The organism is Maritalea mobilis (genome assembly GCF_004363175.1).
Classification (GTDB): domain Bacteria; phylum Pseudomonadota; class Alphaproteobacteria; order Rhizobiales; family Devosiaceae; genus Maritalea; species Maritalea mobilis.
Map to the genome: position 1 here is coordinate 634,355 of NZ_SNYR01000002.1, position 16,260 is coordinate 650,614.

Here is a 16,260-nt window from a genome sequence, read left to right on the forward strand (position 1 = left end):
CAATGTTGCTTCTTGTGCTCTCAATGTGTCTTTGGCACGGGACAACGCATCTGCAAATACGTCCTGATCTGCGATCAAGCGCATGCCATTTTCACCGCGCTCCACCCGCAAGGCACCGCGGCCTTCAATGGTGTAGTCGCTGGTGATCTGGCCTTTAAGATAAAGGTCTGCAAAGTCAGAGATTGGCACTTCCAAGCGCTTGTTGGTGCCCAGCACATCTGGCTCGTTCAACACTTGCTGACGCAGATAAACAGAAGCACCAGATGACAAAAGGCCACCCAATGTGCGCCGCTCGCTGCGGCCCGTTACGGTTGGGAATTGTTCGCGAATGGCATCGCGCACCACAGCGTCATAATTGGCTTTGCGCAAGCTTTCGGCAGTGCCATCATAGTCCAGCTTTTCCTTAGTCAATTCGAACGGCAAATTGACAAAGTTAAAGGTGAAAGCGGGCAAGCCCTGAAACACCACAGTTGAAAGCAACAACAGCAAGAACGCTACTGAAACCCCAATGGCAGACCGGCCTAGCCATTTAAAGATGGACTCGCCGCGATAGCGTTTCGCCAAACGTTGGCGCGCACCTTCGCTGGTATGGATCGAGACGTGTTCCACGTTGCCACCTGCTAAATCAGTCATATTGCTCTCGATATTTCTGGATAACCCGAAGCGCAATGACGTTCAAAAGCAGAGTAACGCAAAACAGCACCAAGCCCAAGGCAAAGGCCGCAAGTGTTTTTGCACTATCAAACTCTTGGTCACCCACAAGAAGGGTTACAATTTGTACAGTTACCGTGGTGACCGCTTCAAGGGGGTTCACGGTCATGTTTGCGGAAAGGCCAGCAGCCATCACCACGATCATGGTTTCACCAATGGCGCGGGAGATGGCGAGCATTAAAGCAGAAACAATGCCCGGCAATGCGGCTGGCAGAATAACGCGGCGAATGGTTTCAGACTTGGTGGCACCAAGGCCAGCCGAGCCATCGCGCAAGCTTTGCGGCACAGAGTTGATCACATCGTCAGACAGTGACGACACGAATGGAATGATCATGATGCCCATCACCAAACCAGCGGCCAATGCACTTTCAGATGACACGGAAATGCCGATTGCATCGCCCGTGTTGCGGAAGAATGGCGCAACGGTGAGCGCGGCAAAGAAGCCATAAACCACGGTTGGGATACCGGCCAAGATTTCCAAGATCGGCTTGGCTGTTGCGCGCACTTTTGGTGACGCATAATCAGATAGGTAAATCGCGGACATAAGGCCAATCGGCGCTGCCACGATGATAGCGATTGCGGTGATCAGCAATGTGCCTGCGAAAACCGGGATTGCGCCAAATACTTCTGAATTTCGATCGGTCGCTTCTGCGCCCACGCCTTCAAACGCGCTTTGCGGGCTCCAGTGCGTGCCGAACAAGAAGTCCAAGAAGTTCACTTTTTGGAAGAAGTTGATGCTTTCGAAAATCAATGAAAGCACGATGCCGATGGTTGTGAGGATCGCTACGCCAGATGCGGCGATCAACACAGCCATCACTGTTTTTTCAACAAACTGGCGGGCGCGCAATTCTTGCTTGATGGCGCGCACGGCAAACCAGCTGCCCACAACAACCAACGCCGCGACGATCACTTGCACCAGCAAAGCTGCGGTGGCCACAAAACCGCGATAATGCTCAACCGCCGCCACTTCCAGCGCGGCCAGCGAGCTCAAATCTGCCCGATCAGCGAATGAGCGCATATTGCGCAAAAGCGCCTGCTGCTCAATTGTCGCCAAATTAGCAAAATCCGCCCCTAGCTGGGCGGTGACATAGGCGTTGATCAAATAGCGAGAGAATAAAAGCCAGGTCAAAAACACCAGCACCGCGGGCACGAGGCCGCAAATCATGACGAAGGCGCCATGAAAGCCGGGTTTTGAGTGGAGAATTGTTGCATCACCACCAACTGTGGTGACAGCACGAGAGCGGCCAATATAAAAAAGCGCGCATGCGGTTAAAACCAAAATGAGTACGAAGAACCAGCCTTGCACCTTGCCACCCCGTTTTTAATCATTGATGCCCCTTAAGAGCATATAGGCCGCCCCGGGAAAAGCCCCGAGGCGACGCTTATTCAGTGAAAAGATTTACATCTTTTCTGCAGCAACCAAGTTTTCAGCGTCTGCTTTGAACTTTTCGCGAGATTCAGCTGGCAATGGGATCAAGCCTTTTTCAGTCAAGTAACCCTCATCACCCCAAGCAGCTTCTGAAGTGAATTCAGCAACATATTCTTGGATACCTGGGATCACGCCAACATGCTCTTTCTTCACGTAGAAGTAGAGTGAGCGAGAAACTGGGTAGTCGCCATCTGCAATGGCATCAAATGTTGGCTCTACGCCATCAACAGTTGCGCCTTTGATTTTGTCAGCGTTTTGGTCAAGGAAAGAGAAACCGAAGATGCCAACAGCAGCTGGGTTTGCTTCAAGCTTTTGAACGATCAAGTTGTCGTTCTCGCCAGCGTCGATGAACGCGCCATCTTCACGGATTTCGCCACAAGCATCTTCTTCGATGCCTTCTTGACAAGATTCTTCCATCACCAATTCAACAAAGGCGTCACGTGTGCCAGAGGTTGGAGGAGGACCAAGAACCTCGATTTTTGTTGCAGGCAATGAAGGGTCAATGTCTGACCAGTTCATGTATGGGTTTGCAACAACTTGGCCGTCAACAACAACGTTTTTAGCCAAAGCAGCAAAGATTTGCTCGCGGCTAATTGCCAAGTCAGCACCTGACTTTGCACCAGCCAATACGATACCGTCGAAACCAACTTTAACTTCAACTGGAGTGGCGCCATTGGCCAAGCAGTTGTCGATTTCTGAGTTTTTAATACGACGTGATGCGTTGGTGATGTCTGGTGTGCCTTCGCCTACACCTTCACAGAACAGCTTCAAGCCACCGCCTGAACCAGTTGATTCAACAACAGGTGTTGGGAAGTCAGATGTTTGACCGAAACGCTCAGCAACCGCTGTTGCGAATGGAAATACTGTTGAAGAACCAACGATTGAGATTTGGTCACGTGCTTGTGCACCAGTTGCGGCAACTGAGCCTGCAACAACCAAAGCAGCAACGCTTGCATATTGGGCGAATTTCATAATGTCATCCTCTTTAGAGCTTGCACTCAAATTCATTTTTCACGTCGGGCAACCAGTTTTTGCTGCTGGCCGTTTCCTCCCGATCTGCGGGCACCCTATTGCTCTGCGCTAATGGTTTTATGTCTTTTAAATGACAATTAGATGACAACACAAACTATTGATAAAAAACAGCTTTTCAGGACGCACTCTGTGCAAAAACATTGAAGATGACACATTTTATAACGGCAGAAGCACGTTAATTTCAGTTCCTTGATCCACCACTGAGGTTATTTCAAGATCGCCGCGATGCCTGCTGACAATGTGTTTGACGATGGCAAGGCCAAGGCCAGTGCCCTTTTTGCGGCGGGATGATTCCACATCAACGCGGTAGAATCGCTCCGTGAGGCGCGGTACATGCTCAGCAGGGATACCGGGGCCATCATCTTTCACGGTGATTCTCACGCCATAATTGAGACGGTTTGTTTCTTTGGTGAGGCGAACATCAACCTGCCCGCCCTCCTCTCCATATTTAATGGCGTTCTCAATTAGGTTGGTGAGCACTTGGGTCAGCTCATTACGATCACCCGTCACATGCAAGCCTTCAAGCTGGTTATCAAACTCCAGTTGGACATTGCTTGACGTGATCTGCGGTTGCAGCATTTCAATTGCTTCTTTGGCCAGATTGCCCAAATCCACCTTGGTGGTGGGGCGCTGGTGCTGGCGCAATTCAATGCGCGATAGGGACAGCAGGTCATCAATCAGGCGCGACATACGTTCCGCCTGCCCGCGCATAATGCCGAGAAAATGATCGCGCGCTTTTGAATCATTAGCGGCGGGGCCCATCAATGTATCTAAGAAGCCCATAAGAGAGGTAAGCGGCGTGCGCAGCTCGTGACTGGCATTGGCCACAAAGTCTGCCCGCATTTGGTCCAAAGACCGCTGCTCGGTTTGGTTGATGATGGTAACGACAAAAAGGTTTGTGCGTTCACTTGGGGCAACACCCGGCTTTTGCACCTCGAGCGGCACCGCGCTGACCTGATACCAACTGGCGGCAGGCACGGTTTCGCGAAACTCGCCAGTTGCCCGGTCATTATCCGCAATGGCTTTTTCGATGGTGTTTAGCAAAAGCGGGTTGCGTAATGAAAAGGACAATGGGTCGCCAATAGAAGTGGATGGAAACTCGCTGGCCGCGGCATCATTGCGGTAGCGCAAGATTACCCGACGGTCGACGATCAAACATGGATTTGGCAATGCCTCAGCAAAACGCTTGGTGGAGGTATCCGGCCAAAGCGAGGGCTGTTGATCTAAATTGCGGATGGAGGGCACCAAGTGTGCCCGGCGTGGCACAGCGATAGCAGCCAAAAAGATGATGCCAAATGAGAGGATGGCTTGGGCCAAAGTGAGCGTTTCGCCTGCATAAAGCACCAGAAACACAAGTGAGCATGCCAACAGCACCCAGCGCGCGGCATAAAAGCGATCGCGCCAGCGAATAGTCAAACTGCGATTTGGTGCGGCTGGGTCCATTCCACTCATTTTACATCCTAAAAAATATGGCTCGACAATAATCCGACCTCATTTAGTCAGCCATTATGAAGTTTCAACGACATCATTTTAGCAATAGATGATGGGCGGCAAAATCCGATTTCGGCTTTTTCAATCCATACAAGGCTTTACGCCAGCTTCACCGGACCATAAACTTTTTCCAGTTGGCCGTGAACTCTTGGCCCTCCCAATAGACTGAAAAGGGAAAAAGCGCAAATTGGCTCATTTTGATTTAGACGATCCGAAACTGCCGGACAGCATTGAAGAGCAGGCTTTTCAATCGGGCAATTATCCATATGACAACAAGCTGAAAAAGAAAAAATACGAGGCGCATTTAGAAGCGCTGCAAATTGAGCTGACCAAATTGCAGAGCCATTTGCAGCAAAGTGGCGAGCGCGTAATCCTTATTTTTGAAGGGCGCGATGCGGCGGGCAAAGGCGGCACCATTCGCCGTTATACCCATTATCTAAATCCACGACACAATCGGGTGGTGGCGCTTTCTAAACCCACCGAAACTGAACAGGGCCAATGGTATTTTCAGCGCTATGTGGCGCATTTTCCAACAGCGGGCGAGCAAGTGCTTTTTGACCGCTCTTGGTATAACCGCGCGGTGGTGGAACCTGTGATGGGCTTTTGCACCCCAGAGCAGACCGAGAGCTTTTATCAAAAGCTGCCTGATGTGGAACATATGATTGTGAAAGAGGGAATACACTTTTTCAAATTCTGGCTGAATATCGGCCAAGAAATGCAGATCAAACGGTTCCACGAACGCCGCCATAGCCCGCTGAAACATTGGAAGTTAAGCCCGGTTGATTTGCGGGCGCTGGGCAAATGGGATGACTATTCCGCTGCGCGGGATGAGATGCTCAAACGGTCTGACTTTGAATTTGCACCTTGGACCGTGATCCGCGCAAATGACAAGCGCCGCGCGCGCATTGGGGCCATTCAAAGCGTTGTTTCCGCTATTGATTATGCCGGGCGTGACATGGAGGCGATTGGCGAGATGGACAAGCATATTGTGCAATCTGCCGAGACATTTTTGACCCATTGCCAGAAAGACGAATAGGCAAACAAAAAAGGCGCGGAGAACCGCGCCTTACTTTTTGACCCTTAGGCCATTGTATCGATCTGAATGCGGTTATCTGGAATAACCACGATTGGTGAGCCGGAAGGCACACGCTCATAAAAATCAACGATGTCATGGTTGGTCATGCGGATACAGCCGGATGAGGCAGCTGTGCCGATTGTCCACCATTCAGGTGAGCCGTGAATACGGTAAAGTGTGTCACGACCATTTTGGAAAATGTAAAGCGCGCGGGCACCCAATGGGTTGTCCAACCCCGGAGGCTGGCCTTGACGCCATTTTTCCAACTCTGGCTGACGTTCGATCATTTCGCTTGGCGGTGTCCAAGTTGGCCATGGGCGCTTGAACTGCACTTTCGCACGGCCAGACCATGTGAAGCCAGCTTTGCCCACGCCAATGCCGTAACGCATGGCTTTACCATTATCCATGGTGAGATAAAGGAAACGGTTTGGGGTGTCGACAATGATGGTGCCGGGCACTTCACCAAACGGATCATCCACCACTTGGCGCCACAAATTGCGGTCCAAGCGATTCGCTGGGATCGCTGGAATGGTGTAGCCATTGTCTGTGAAAGACGCGAACCGCAACAGGTCCGGATCTGGCGTATTGACTTTCGGCCCTTCGGCCATTTTGGCGCTCTGTGCGCCACAGCCTGTCAACACAGCGGACATTGCTGCGCCAGACAATAGCATCGAAAACTGTCGACGTGATAGTTTCACTTTATTCTCTCTCATCCACAAAAAAAGCCGCCACAGCGTGACGGTGAAGAATTTCCGGCAACCTATAATAAAACTGAGTTAAATTATAGAGCATCTATGCCACACTCCTTATATTTTCACACGGTATAACGCGCACTTTTTTGTGAAGTTCCCTTTATTTTGGAATTTTTCCGCCTAATTTTTCCGTCACGCGGTTGGCGGCATGCTGCACAAGTGCGGCCAAGTCAGCCGTGCGCCCCGGGGTTACGCGCACAGTTGGGCCAGAAATTGACAAGGCACAAATCGGCTCAGCAAATTCATTGAACACGGGCGCAGCGATGCAACGCAGCCCCAATGATTGCTCCTCATCATCCAGCGCAAACCCAGACTGACGCACCTTTTCAAGCTCTTTTAAATAGGATGTCGGTTTGGTGAGGGTTTTCTCTGTCAAAAGCGGAAAACTGAGTTGCGACACAGCCTGATCAATATGCTCTTGCGGCATGTGCGCGAGAATCGCCTTGCCCACCGCGCTGGCGTGCAGCGGACCAACACTGCCGATTTTCACCGCCATGCGCATCACCTCTTCACATTCGATTTGAGCGATGAACACCACGCGATGCTGATTGAGAATGGCAAGATTTACTGTTTCCCCTGCCTCCTGCATCAAGCGGCGCATAGGCGCACGGGCGGCAGCGATAAAGTCACGACGTTGGAGAAATCCAGCGCCGATTCGAAAAGCGCCCAAGCCAATTTGCCAAGCGCTCGCCTGGGCATCAAATTCGACCATGCCATGGCCTTCCAACGCACCTAAAAGGCGGTGAGTGGTCGATGGAGCCAAACCAGCGTGCTGTGCCAAGGCACCCAATGTGATGCCCTCAGGCGCAGCAGCAACAATGTTCAAAAGCGCAAAAGCGCGATCCAGCGATTGGACCGCACTTTTGGGTTGTTTCGTGTCTGACATTTAAGCCTTGGCCTTTGCTTCCAAGCGGCGGCGATGCAGAATTGGCTCAGTGTAGCCTGAAGGCTGATTGATGCCTTCAAACACCAATTCGCACGCAGCGGTAAAGGCGACGGAGCTGTCAAAATTGTCGGCCATTGGCGAGTATGCCGCGTCATCCGCATTTTGGGCATCAACGATTTTGGCCATCTTTTTCATGGCCGCCATCACCTGATCTTTATCCACCAAGCCATGCAGCAACCAGTTGGCAATGTGTTGGGCGGAGATGCGCAAGGTTGCACGGTCTTCCATCAAGCCTACATCATGAATGTCAGGCACTTTGGAACAGCCTACGCCCTGATCAATCCAGCGCACCACATAGCCCAAAATGCCTTGGGCGTTGTTTTCCAATTCGCTTTGCACCTCATCTGCCGAGAGGTTGCGGCCACCCAACATGGGTGGGGTCAAAATGTCATCAAGTGATGCCTTTTGACGTTCCTTCAATTGGGCCTGCACATCAAACACATCGATTTGATGATAATGGGTGGCGTGCAGCACGGCAGCAGTTGGCGATGGCACCCATGCGCAATTGGCCCCGGCTTTCAAATGATCGGTTTTGGCGGTGAGCATTTTGGCCATTTCGTCGGGCATAGCCCACATGCCTTTACCGATCTGCGCCTTTTTGGAAAAACCTGTTTCCAAGCCCGTATCCACATTCCAATTCTCATAGGCGCTCAACCAAGTGGCACCTTTGATGTCGCCTTTGGGCAGCACTGGACCTGCTTGCATAGAGGTGTGGATTTCGTCGCCCGTGCGATCCAAGAAACCAGTGTTGATGAAGACCACTCGGTCTTTGACGGCGCGGATACACTCTTTGAGATTGACTGTGGTGCGGCGCTCTTCATCCATCACGCCCACTTTAATGGTGTGACGCGCGAGACCATAGGCATCTTCAACCCGATCAAACAGCTCGTCAGTCAATGCTGCTTCTTCCGGGCCGTGCATTTTCGGCTTCACAATATAGATGGAGCCCGCACGCGAATTGCGCGGCCCATCCTCTTTATTGAGGTCGTGCAAGGCGCACAGAACCGTAATCATGGCGTCCAACATGCCTTCAGGCACTTCTTCATCATTGGCGTAAAGCACGGCATTATTGGTCATTAAATGCCCAACATTACGCACCAACATGAGCGAGCGACCCGACAATGAGAATTCCTCGCCATCTGGCGCGGTGAAGGTCAGGTCACCACTGAGGGAACGGACCATTTCTTTGCCATTTTTGGTGAAGCTGGATTGCAGATCGCCTTTCATCAATCCAAGCCAATTACGATAGACTTCGGCTTTGTCGTCTGCATCAACGGCGGCGACAGAATCTTCACAATCCTGAATGGTGGTGAGCGCGGCTTCAACCACAACGTCTTTCACCCCAGCTTTGCTTTGCTGGCCAATAGGGTCGGATTTGTTGATCACGACTTCCAGATGCAAGCCATTGTGGCGGAACAAATAGCCCTCGCCTGCCCGGGTTTCGCGAGTGCCCACAAACTGTTCTGGTGATTTCAGCGCGACTTCATCGCCATCAAACAGCGCTACAAACTGGCCATCGACAAGCTTATAGCCGCTTGCATCGCCATGCTTGCCTTTGGCGAGCGGAATGGCTTGATCCAAAAAGGCAGCGGCCCACGCGATAACTTCGGCACCGCGTTTTTCATTATAGTTGCGGCCGGGAGCCAACTCACCTTCAGTGGATATTGCGTCCGTGCCGTAAAGCCCATCATATAATGAACCCCAGCGGGCGTTGGCCGCGTTAAGGGCGAAACGGGCATTCATGACCGGCACCACCAATTGTGGGCCAGCGACTTTGGCAATTTCGCCGTCTACATTTTCTGTGCCGATGGTGAAATCTGCTGCCTCGGGCACGAGATAGCCAATGTCTGTGAGGAACTTTTTATAGTCCGCAGCGTCCCATTCTTCGCCTTTACGGGCCAAATGGTAATCATCAATTTGTTGCTGCAATTTCCGACGCTTGGCCAAAAGCGCTTTGTTGCGCGGTGCCAGATCAGCCAAGATTTTCTCAAACGCGCCCCACACCTGATCGGCCTTTATATCCAAGCCCGGCAGAATTTCTTTTTCCACCAAATTGGCCAATGGCTTGGCCACTTTAAGCTGGCCGATTTCAATATAATCAGGTGCGCGCATATCACTATTCCTCGCCAAATTGTTTTCAGCGAGAATAACGCCGGGATAGATCAAGGTCAATAAAAATGGAAATCAATTCCATATTGTGGAATTATTCGTAAGGCGGTGCTTTTCGCGTTAAAATAAACAGGGCCGCGCCGCCAAGGCACAAGCCTTGTATAAGCAGCAATTTCCAACTCAAGCCGATCAGTACCGAAATCATAAAAACGAATGCCATTGTGGCAACCGCGGTGATTTTAGCGCGGGTGGAAATGGCACCATATTTTTCCCAATCGGCAATGGGCGGCCCAAATTGTGGGTGCTCAATCAGCCATTTGTGAATGCGCTCATTTGAACGGGCAAAGCCGAAGGCGGCCAGGATGAGAAAGGGAGTGGTGGGCAAGATGGGCAGGAAGACACCGATCAACCCAAGCCCCAAACTGGTCCACGCCACAGCGGACCATATCATTCGCCAAAATCGACTATCAGACACGGAATCACCTTTTTTTCGCATCATGTCGAGTTGACAGGGGAAAATAAATATGATTTTCATACTCATATTTAGATGTCACCTGCCTGAGACATCCTTGTCCACATCCCCCCCTAATGCCCGTGGACAAAAAAGGCCCGGTTCAAGCGAACCGGGCCTCAATTATTTCCAATGATGAAATTGGGGTTTAAAACTCTTTCCAATCATCATCTTCTTGGGTGTCCATCACCTCTTCCTGCTTCACCGCAGCGTTGCCGCGTGTCAGGTAAGACTTTGCAGCAGAAACAACTTTTTGCTGCAGGCCTTTAATGCCTGTGGCTTGAGTTGCTGGCGCGGAAGCAGCTGGTTTTGCTGCTTCGGCATTGCTGTCGGTTACGAACACATCCACAATCGCGTCCAGTTCAGAGGCTTGCGCTTCTGTTTGTTCGATGGCTGCATTGGTCTCCTCAACCAGTGCGGCATTGCGCTGCGTCATATCGTCCATTTGCGATACAGAGGTGGTGATTTGCTCAATTGAGGTGGCTTGCGCCTTACTTTTATCTGCAATCGACACCATGATCGCATTGTTGGAGCGTGCTGCTTCCAACATGGTTTCAAGGTTTGAGGCAGCCTCTTTCACCAGCTTTGAACCATCTTCAACTTCAGAAACTGATTGCTCGATCAGCTTTTTCACGTCTGCCGAAGCATTGGCAGCAGATTGCGCCAAGCGGCGCACTTCAACCGCCACAACCGCAAAGCCTTTACCTGCTTCACCAGCGCGTGCCGCTTCAACAGAAGCGTTCAAGGCCAGCAAGTTGGTTTGGAACGCGATGTCATCGATCATACCAATGATGTTCGAGATCTGGTTAGATGAAGAGGTGATCCGCTCCATCGCCTCATTGGCTTGACGCATCACTTCGCCGCCCTGCTCTGCAGTGACGCGCACTTGCTCAGCATTGGCGCTTGCGTCAGAAGCTTCTTTGGCGTTTTCCAAAACAGTCTTCGACAATTCATTCATAGTCATAGACGTTTGGTTGATGGTTGCTGCCTGCTCATTGGTGCGGCTGGACAGATCATTCGCGCCAGCCAAAATTTCGCTGGTGGCCACTTTCAATGCACGCGATGTTGAGCGCAACTGACCAATCACATCACTCAATTTAGAGTTCACGCGATTTGTGTCTGTTTTCAACTGATCGAAGGCACCTTTATATTCGCCTTCCATGCGCACTGTCAGGTTGGCATCTGCCAATGCAGAAAGCACTTTGCCGGTCTCTGTGATGCCGCGATCTACGGTTTCAACCAAGCGGTTTACGCCTTCAGCCAAAGTGTTCAATTCCTGATCTGGGAATTCAGCCTGCACGCGGCGAGAGAAATCCCCATCTACAGCCGCATCGACCACATCACCAAATGCACTTTGCAGTTCGCGCATCATGTTTTGACGTTCAGCAGCGCGAGAAGCTGACGCTTCTTTCTCGGCTTCTGTCATCTGCTCAACTTTGATGCCATTTTCACGGAACACTTCAACGGCACGGGCCATTTCGCCCAATTCGTCTTTGCCCTGTGTGCCACGCACTTCCACATCCAAGTCACCATCGGCCAAGGCACGCATGGTTTTGGTGAGGCGTGATATTGGCACCGTCACTGTGCGGGTGAAGAACAGGCCGCCGGCAACCGCGATGGCCAACATAATGGCCCCCACGATCAACATCATGTTGCGCATTTCCACAACAGGCTGGAACAGTTCTGACATTTCCTGGCTGGCCACCATGGCCCACTTTACGCCAGCAAATTCAACAGGAACCGCTTCCACATGCACCCGATCGCCATGTGCATCCACAGTGATCGATTGGGCTGACTCGCCTTCCAACGCTTTGTCGATGGCAGTTGTGTCCAAGCTGGTCACAAACGCATCATTTTCTTCAGTGTGAGACGAGTCAACACGCAACAGCTTGTCGGCACCGATCAGCAATGTTTCGCCCGTTTCGCCCAAGCCTTTTTTCAGGCTGACAAATTGTGCGATGGACTGGTATGGCACGCCAAACACAAGCACGCCAACATATGCGCCCTTATCGTCAACGATTTTGGTGCCCATAAAGCTGGCTGGTGTATTGCCGTAATGCACATATGGCGCAAAGTCGGTGAACACAACTTCACCAGCTTCTGCGGCCTCAGCCTTTTTCAAAATCTCGTCAAGCGCAGTGCCGGATTCAATCTGGGTCGCGAAATCGCGCTTTTTAAAGACTGTATAGACCACCACACCATCAGGTGAGAGCATCAAAATGTCTTTATAGCCTGCATTTACAGCTTGCGTAGACAATTCAGGGTGAATGCGTGAGTGCGCAAAATCATAGTTGGTGAATTGCTTTGCGGTATTTGCCAAATGGCGCTCATCCTCGCCATGCGGGTTGTTATCAATAAACCCTTCTTGCAAATAGGTGGTTGGGTTAGAAGCATCAGCGCCGCTGACGCCTTTCGATGCTTGTTCCCAAGTTTTGCGCAGTTCAGTGGCGTTGCTCACCACGTTCGGATCACTTGCGGACTTCACCAAATCATTGGACATTTTCGCAAGAAGATCAGTCAATGTTTCAGCACGAATGGACGCAATGGTCGACAAACGCTGCTGAGTGAGTGAATTGACCGTGCTTTGCGAGACTTGGTAGCTCACAAAACCAACACCGGCGCCCACCAAAAGCGCCGCCGACACGACAACAATCGGCAATTTCTTTGCGATTGTAATGGATGGCATTTTGAGTTTCTTGAACATGCTCGACCTTTTCTACGTTAAGTAGAATCTCCCCCAAATCTGCGATAATTTGAGCAAAATTCGCAATCATTCAGAAAACAATTTAAGATGGAAAAGCTAAACTTGTCTTAAAAAAACGGCCCCTTTGGCAAGCAAAGGAGCCGCTAATACTTGCAAAGAAGGATCGGTGCACTCTAAGTCAATGCGCCAATAACTGCTTCAATCTTCTTTTTCATGGTGCCCGCATCAAAAGGCTTGATGACATAGTTATTTACACCACAAGCAATGGCTTCTTTCACCTGCTCTTTGTCGCCACGACCTGTGGCCATAATAAAGGGCATTTTGTTGGTGCGGGGATGCTTGCGAATAACTTTCAGCAAGGTCAGCCCATCTACATCGTCCATGTTCCAATCTGAAATAATCAGATCGACATTGGCCGACTCCAACTTGGTGAGCGCATCGCGACCAGACTTTGCCTCAATTACATTTTTGAAGCCAAGTTGGTTCAGGATGAATTTACAGATCCCGCGCATGGATTGCTGATCATCAACAATCAAAACGGTCAAAGAACTGGCTTTAGGCATACGCTTGGGCCTCTGACATATTCTTAGTTAACTTTAATTCAAATCGTATCATAAACGCCAAACCGTTACTAAGTTCTCAATTCACGCTTACGCAGCGTCACGTTTCGCTTCCAGCGCATGAATGAGCTTAGACGCAATGGCTTCAATTTTCGCTTCTTCTTCAACGGCACCAATGTTTTTGGCTGCGCCAGGCATGCCATAAATCAAAGCAGAAGCTTGTGATTGACCAATGGTATAGGCACCTGCTTTACGCATTTCCAAAAGGCCATTGGCCCCATCTTTACCCATGCCGGTCAAAATGGCACCCACCGCATAAGCACCAACTTGTTGCGCCACTGAACTGAACAACACATCCACAGATGGGCGGTGACCAGACACCACTTCATCCGCGCCGATGCGGCATTTCAACTGGCCCGAACTATATTCAACCCGCAAGTGAGAACCACCTGGCGCAATATAGGCATGGCCTGGCTTTACAATTTCACGGTCTTTCGCTTCCACAACGGTGAGGCCGCTCACCTCGTTCAAGCGGGCGGCAAAGCGCTCGGTAAATCCAGGCGGCATATGCTGGGCAATCACCACTGGCGGACAATCTTTCGGCAAGCCGGACAACAAGGTTTTGATGGCTTCCACGCCGCCGGTTGACGCACCAATGGCGATCAAGGCTTTGCGGGAAGAATTGACTTTTGCAGGCACCTGTGCCCGCGCAACTGGTTTGCCCGCAGCAGGTTGGCGCGCCATAGCCTGGCCCCGCACGTCAGAGTGAGAGGCAGCAATAACTTTTTCGCGCACTTCGCGACCAAATTGTTCCAAACCACCTTCAAGATCATGCCCCGGCTTGGCCACAAAATCGACGGCACCCAATTCAAGCGCCAGCAAGGTTTCTTGCGCGCCTTTTTGGGTGAGTGTTGAAATCATCACCACAGGCGTTGGACGCAAGCGCATGATTTTTTCTAAGAAGGCCAGCCCGTTCATATTGGGCATTTCGATATCCAGCGTCACCACATCTGGATTAAGTGTTTTGATTTTGCCCCGCGCATCCATGGGATCACATGCGGTGCCTACCACATGGATGTTAGGATCCTCGCTCAGCAATGTTTGCAACACACTGCGAATAAGGGCGGAATCGTCAACGATTAGTACTTTGATCATGCTGCGCTCCGAGAAGCCGGTTCGGATTTCGGTTTATAAATGGTTTTGCCGACAAGCTTGAATTTCTCAGATACGGAATTCAAATTTTCTGAATGGCCGATATAGAGATAGCCATGAGGCGCCAACAGTTCGCCCATGCGGGTGAACATGCGCTCTTGCGTAGGCTTGTTGAAATAGATCGCGACATTGCGGCAGAAGATGGCATCGAATGGGCCTTTCATCGGCCAATCATGCATCAAATTCAACGGCTTGAACGCAATAGCTCTGCGAATGAAATCTGGAATTTGCACATCGCCATTGCCTAGCGGTTCGAAAAATTTCGATCGCTCTGGGCTAAGGCCTGCCAAGTCATTTTCTTTATAGATGCCTGTTTGGGCGCGGCGCACCACGTCGGTATCAATGTCTGTCGCCAAAATGCGCATATCCCAGCTTTTCAACTGCGGATAGGCATTATAAAGCGCCATGGCAATGGTGTATGGTTCCTGCCCGGTTGAGCAACCTGCTGACCAAAACCGCAAACGCTTGCTGGCTTTGATTTTCGGGTCTTCCAGCAATTGGCCAACATGTTCCACCAAATGATCAAAGTGATGATCTTCACGATAGAACCGGGTCAAATTGGTGGTGAGTGCATTGATGAACTCTTGAATGTCATCGGGCGATGCATTGCGATCAAGAAAATCAATATAATCTGAAAAGGTACTGAGATTGAGTTTTCGCACGATCTTGGACAGACGTGACACAACAAGCGTGCGTTTCGCATCGCTCATTGAAATGCCCGCAAGCTTATAAACTTTATTTCTTACCGCTTCAAATTCGCGATCTGACAAAGAGATCTCACCATTATCCATACTGGTCTCAGCCTCGTTTCCCCTGATTTCGCTTCTAATGAAGCAAAACAGCCCGTTCACTGGTGGTCTGCCGTTGCTGGCAAACGTTTTCACAATGATTATGGCGGATCACACCCTTAAATTTAGTAAATGCTTACACACCAGCAATTGCGACCATGAACGGTTAAGAAAATGACGGGGAATTACCAGTTTTTGCCCTCATTATTCCTTATTCAAAGGTAAATAATATTGGTTAATAACTGGTTTTGACTGAGACGATTACAAGAAAAAAGGCGCGTTGAACACGCGCCCCATATTTCCAGTTTCTGGCCCGTTTGAAGGCCGTCGATTTTAGAACAATTCGATATCGTCGTGTTCCACTGCTGGCTTGTTGGCCTTGGAAATTTCTTCCTTGATCAGTGAATCGTTGATCGAGCTATCGAGGTGTTTCACAAACACTTTGCCCGCCACTGGCTGGAACACAACGCGACGCGCATAGGTGCCGCCCAAATCTTCCGCAGCAGCTTTATATCCCTCTGCCGCCAAAAAGCCGCGCACAAAGGCTGCGTTTTTCGCGCCGACATCGTCCATCTTCTGGTTGATGTTGCCGCCACCAAATACTTTAATTTCAAGCTGGTCACGACGACCACAACCTTGAGTGAGCACTTTGTTGATTAGCTCTTCCATCGCGTAGGCACCATAACGAGCGCTTTCGCCATATCTGTCGCGAGAACTATCGGACTGAACGCCCAACAAAAAGTGGTTCATGCCGCCCACACCGGTCACCTTATCGCGGATACACGCGGCAACACATGAGCCCAACACTGTTGAGAACGCGACATTCGCGTCTTTAGTGACATGGCAGTCACCCTGATGCACCTGTTGGGTTGAGCCTGCGGGTATATCTCTTGGCGATCTTGCGCTTGGGTTCACTACACTCACCTGAAATAGTCGTTTT

Annotated in this window: 13 protein-coding genes and 1 pseudogene; 1 reads left to right on the forward strand and 13 read right to left on the reverse strand. The window is 50.7% G+C overall.

Annotation, left to right across the window (positions count from 1 at the left end; all coding sequences use genetic code 11):
• Positions 1–147: 147 nt before the first annotated feature.
• From ATL17_RS17095 to ATL17_RS10915, 4 genes and pseudogenes are all read right to left on the reverse strand, one after another.
• Positions 148–633, reverse strand: a pseudogene (locus tag ATL17_RS17095) (DUF3333 domain-containing protein); the annotation flags it as partial.
• Positions 626–2,017 carry a phosphate ABC transporter permease subunit PstC gene (gene pstC / locus ATL17_RS10905; protein ID WP_133572825.1) on the reverse strand — a complete coding sequence of 464 codons (1,392 nt, stop codon included), beginning with the start codon at positions 2,015–2,017 and terminating at the stop codon, positions 626–628. The gene pstC and the pseudogene ATL17_RS17095, both read right to left, overlap by 8 nt.
• Before the next feature lie 93 nt (positions 2,018–2,110).
• Positions 2,111–3,112 (reverse strand): substrate-binding domain-containing protein, encoded by a 1,002-nt coding sequence (locus ATL17_RS10910; RefSeq protein WP_133572826.1) that lies wholly within the window; start codon positions 3,110–3,112, stop codon positions 2,111–2,113.
• Positions 3,113–3,328: 216 nt separating this feature from the next.
• Positions 3,329–4,624 (reverse strand): sensor histidine kinase, encoded by a 1,296-nt coding sequence (locus ATL17_RS10915; protein WP_133572827.1) that lies wholly within the window; start codon positions 4,622–4,624, stop codon positions 3,329–3,331.
• Positions 4,625–4,850: 226 nt separating this feature from the next.
• Between ATL17_RS10915 and ppk2 the strand changes: the two genes are divergently transcribed.
• Entirely contained in the window at positions 4,851–5,699 is an 849-nt protein-coding gene (ppk2, locus tag ATL17_RS10920; protein WP_133572828.1) for a polyphosphate kinase 2, read from the forward strand.
• Positions 5,700–5,743: 44 nt separating this feature from the next.
• Here the strand turns inward: ppk2 and ATL17_RS10925 are convergent, their stop codons facing one another.
• The 9 genes from ATL17_RS10925 to ATL17_RS10965 form a co-directional block, all read right to left on the reverse strand.
• The gene (locus ATL17_RS10925; RefSeq protein WP_246028686.1) at positions 5,744–6,436 is read right to left on the reverse strand and encodes a L,D-transpeptidase; all 693 of its coding nucleotides are present in this window, start codon (positions 6,434–6,436) and stop codon (positions 5,744–5,746) included.
• Positions 6,437–6,590: 154 nt separating this feature from the next.
• Positions 6,591–7,376 carry an IclR family transcriptional regulator gene (locus tag ATL17_RS10930; RefSeq protein ID WP_133572830.1) on the reverse strand — a complete coding sequence of 262 codons (786 nt, stop codon included), beginning with the start codon at positions 7,374–7,376 and terminating at the stop codon, positions 6,591–6,593.
• Positions 7,377–9,548, reverse strand: coding sequence for a malate synthase G (locus ATL17_RS10935; protein ID WP_133572831.1), 2,172 nt, complete (start codon positions 9,546–9,548; stop codon positions 7,377–7,379).
• 91 nt (positions 9,549–9,639) lie between these two features.
• Entirely contained in the window at positions 9,640–10,020 is a 381-nt protein-coding gene (locus ATL17_RS10940) for a YbaN family protein (protein ID WP_246028687.1), read from the reverse strand.
• 184 nt (positions 10,021–10,204) lie between these two features.
• Positions 10,205–12,742 (reverse strand): methyl-accepting chemotaxis protein, encoded by a 2,538-nt coding sequence (locus ATL17_RS16940; protein WP_166639004.1) that lies wholly within the window; start codon positions 12,740–12,742, stop codon positions 10,205–10,207.
• A gap of 191 nt (positions 12,743–12,933) precedes the next feature.
• Entirely contained in the window at positions 12,934–13,323 is a 390-nt protein-coding gene (locus tag ATL17_RS10950; protein ID WP_133572832.1) for a response regulator, read from the reverse strand.
• An 87-nt stretch (positions 13,324–13,410) separates the two neighbouring features.
• A complete protein-coding gene (locus ATL17_RS10955) occupies positions 13,411–14,475 on the reverse strand; it encodes a protein-glutamate methylesterase/protein-glutamine glutaminase (protein WP_133572833.1) in 1,065 nt (354 codons plus the stop codon).
• The gene (locus tag ATL17_RS10960) at positions 14,472–15,323 is read right to left on the reverse strand and encodes a CheR family methyltransferase (protein WP_133572834.1); all 852 of its coding nucleotides are present in this window, start codon (positions 15,321–15,323) and stop codon (positions 14,472–14,474) included. Before ATL17_RS10960 ends, ATL17_RS10955 begins: the two co-directional genes overlap by 4 nt.
• Before the next feature lie 330 nt (positions 15,324–15,653).
• A complete protein-coding gene (locus ATL17_RS10965) occupies positions 15,654–16,235 on the reverse strand; it encodes a chemotaxis protein CheD (protein ID WP_133572835.1) in 582 nt (193 codons plus the stop codon).
• Positions 16,236–16,260: the final 25 nt, after the last annotated feature.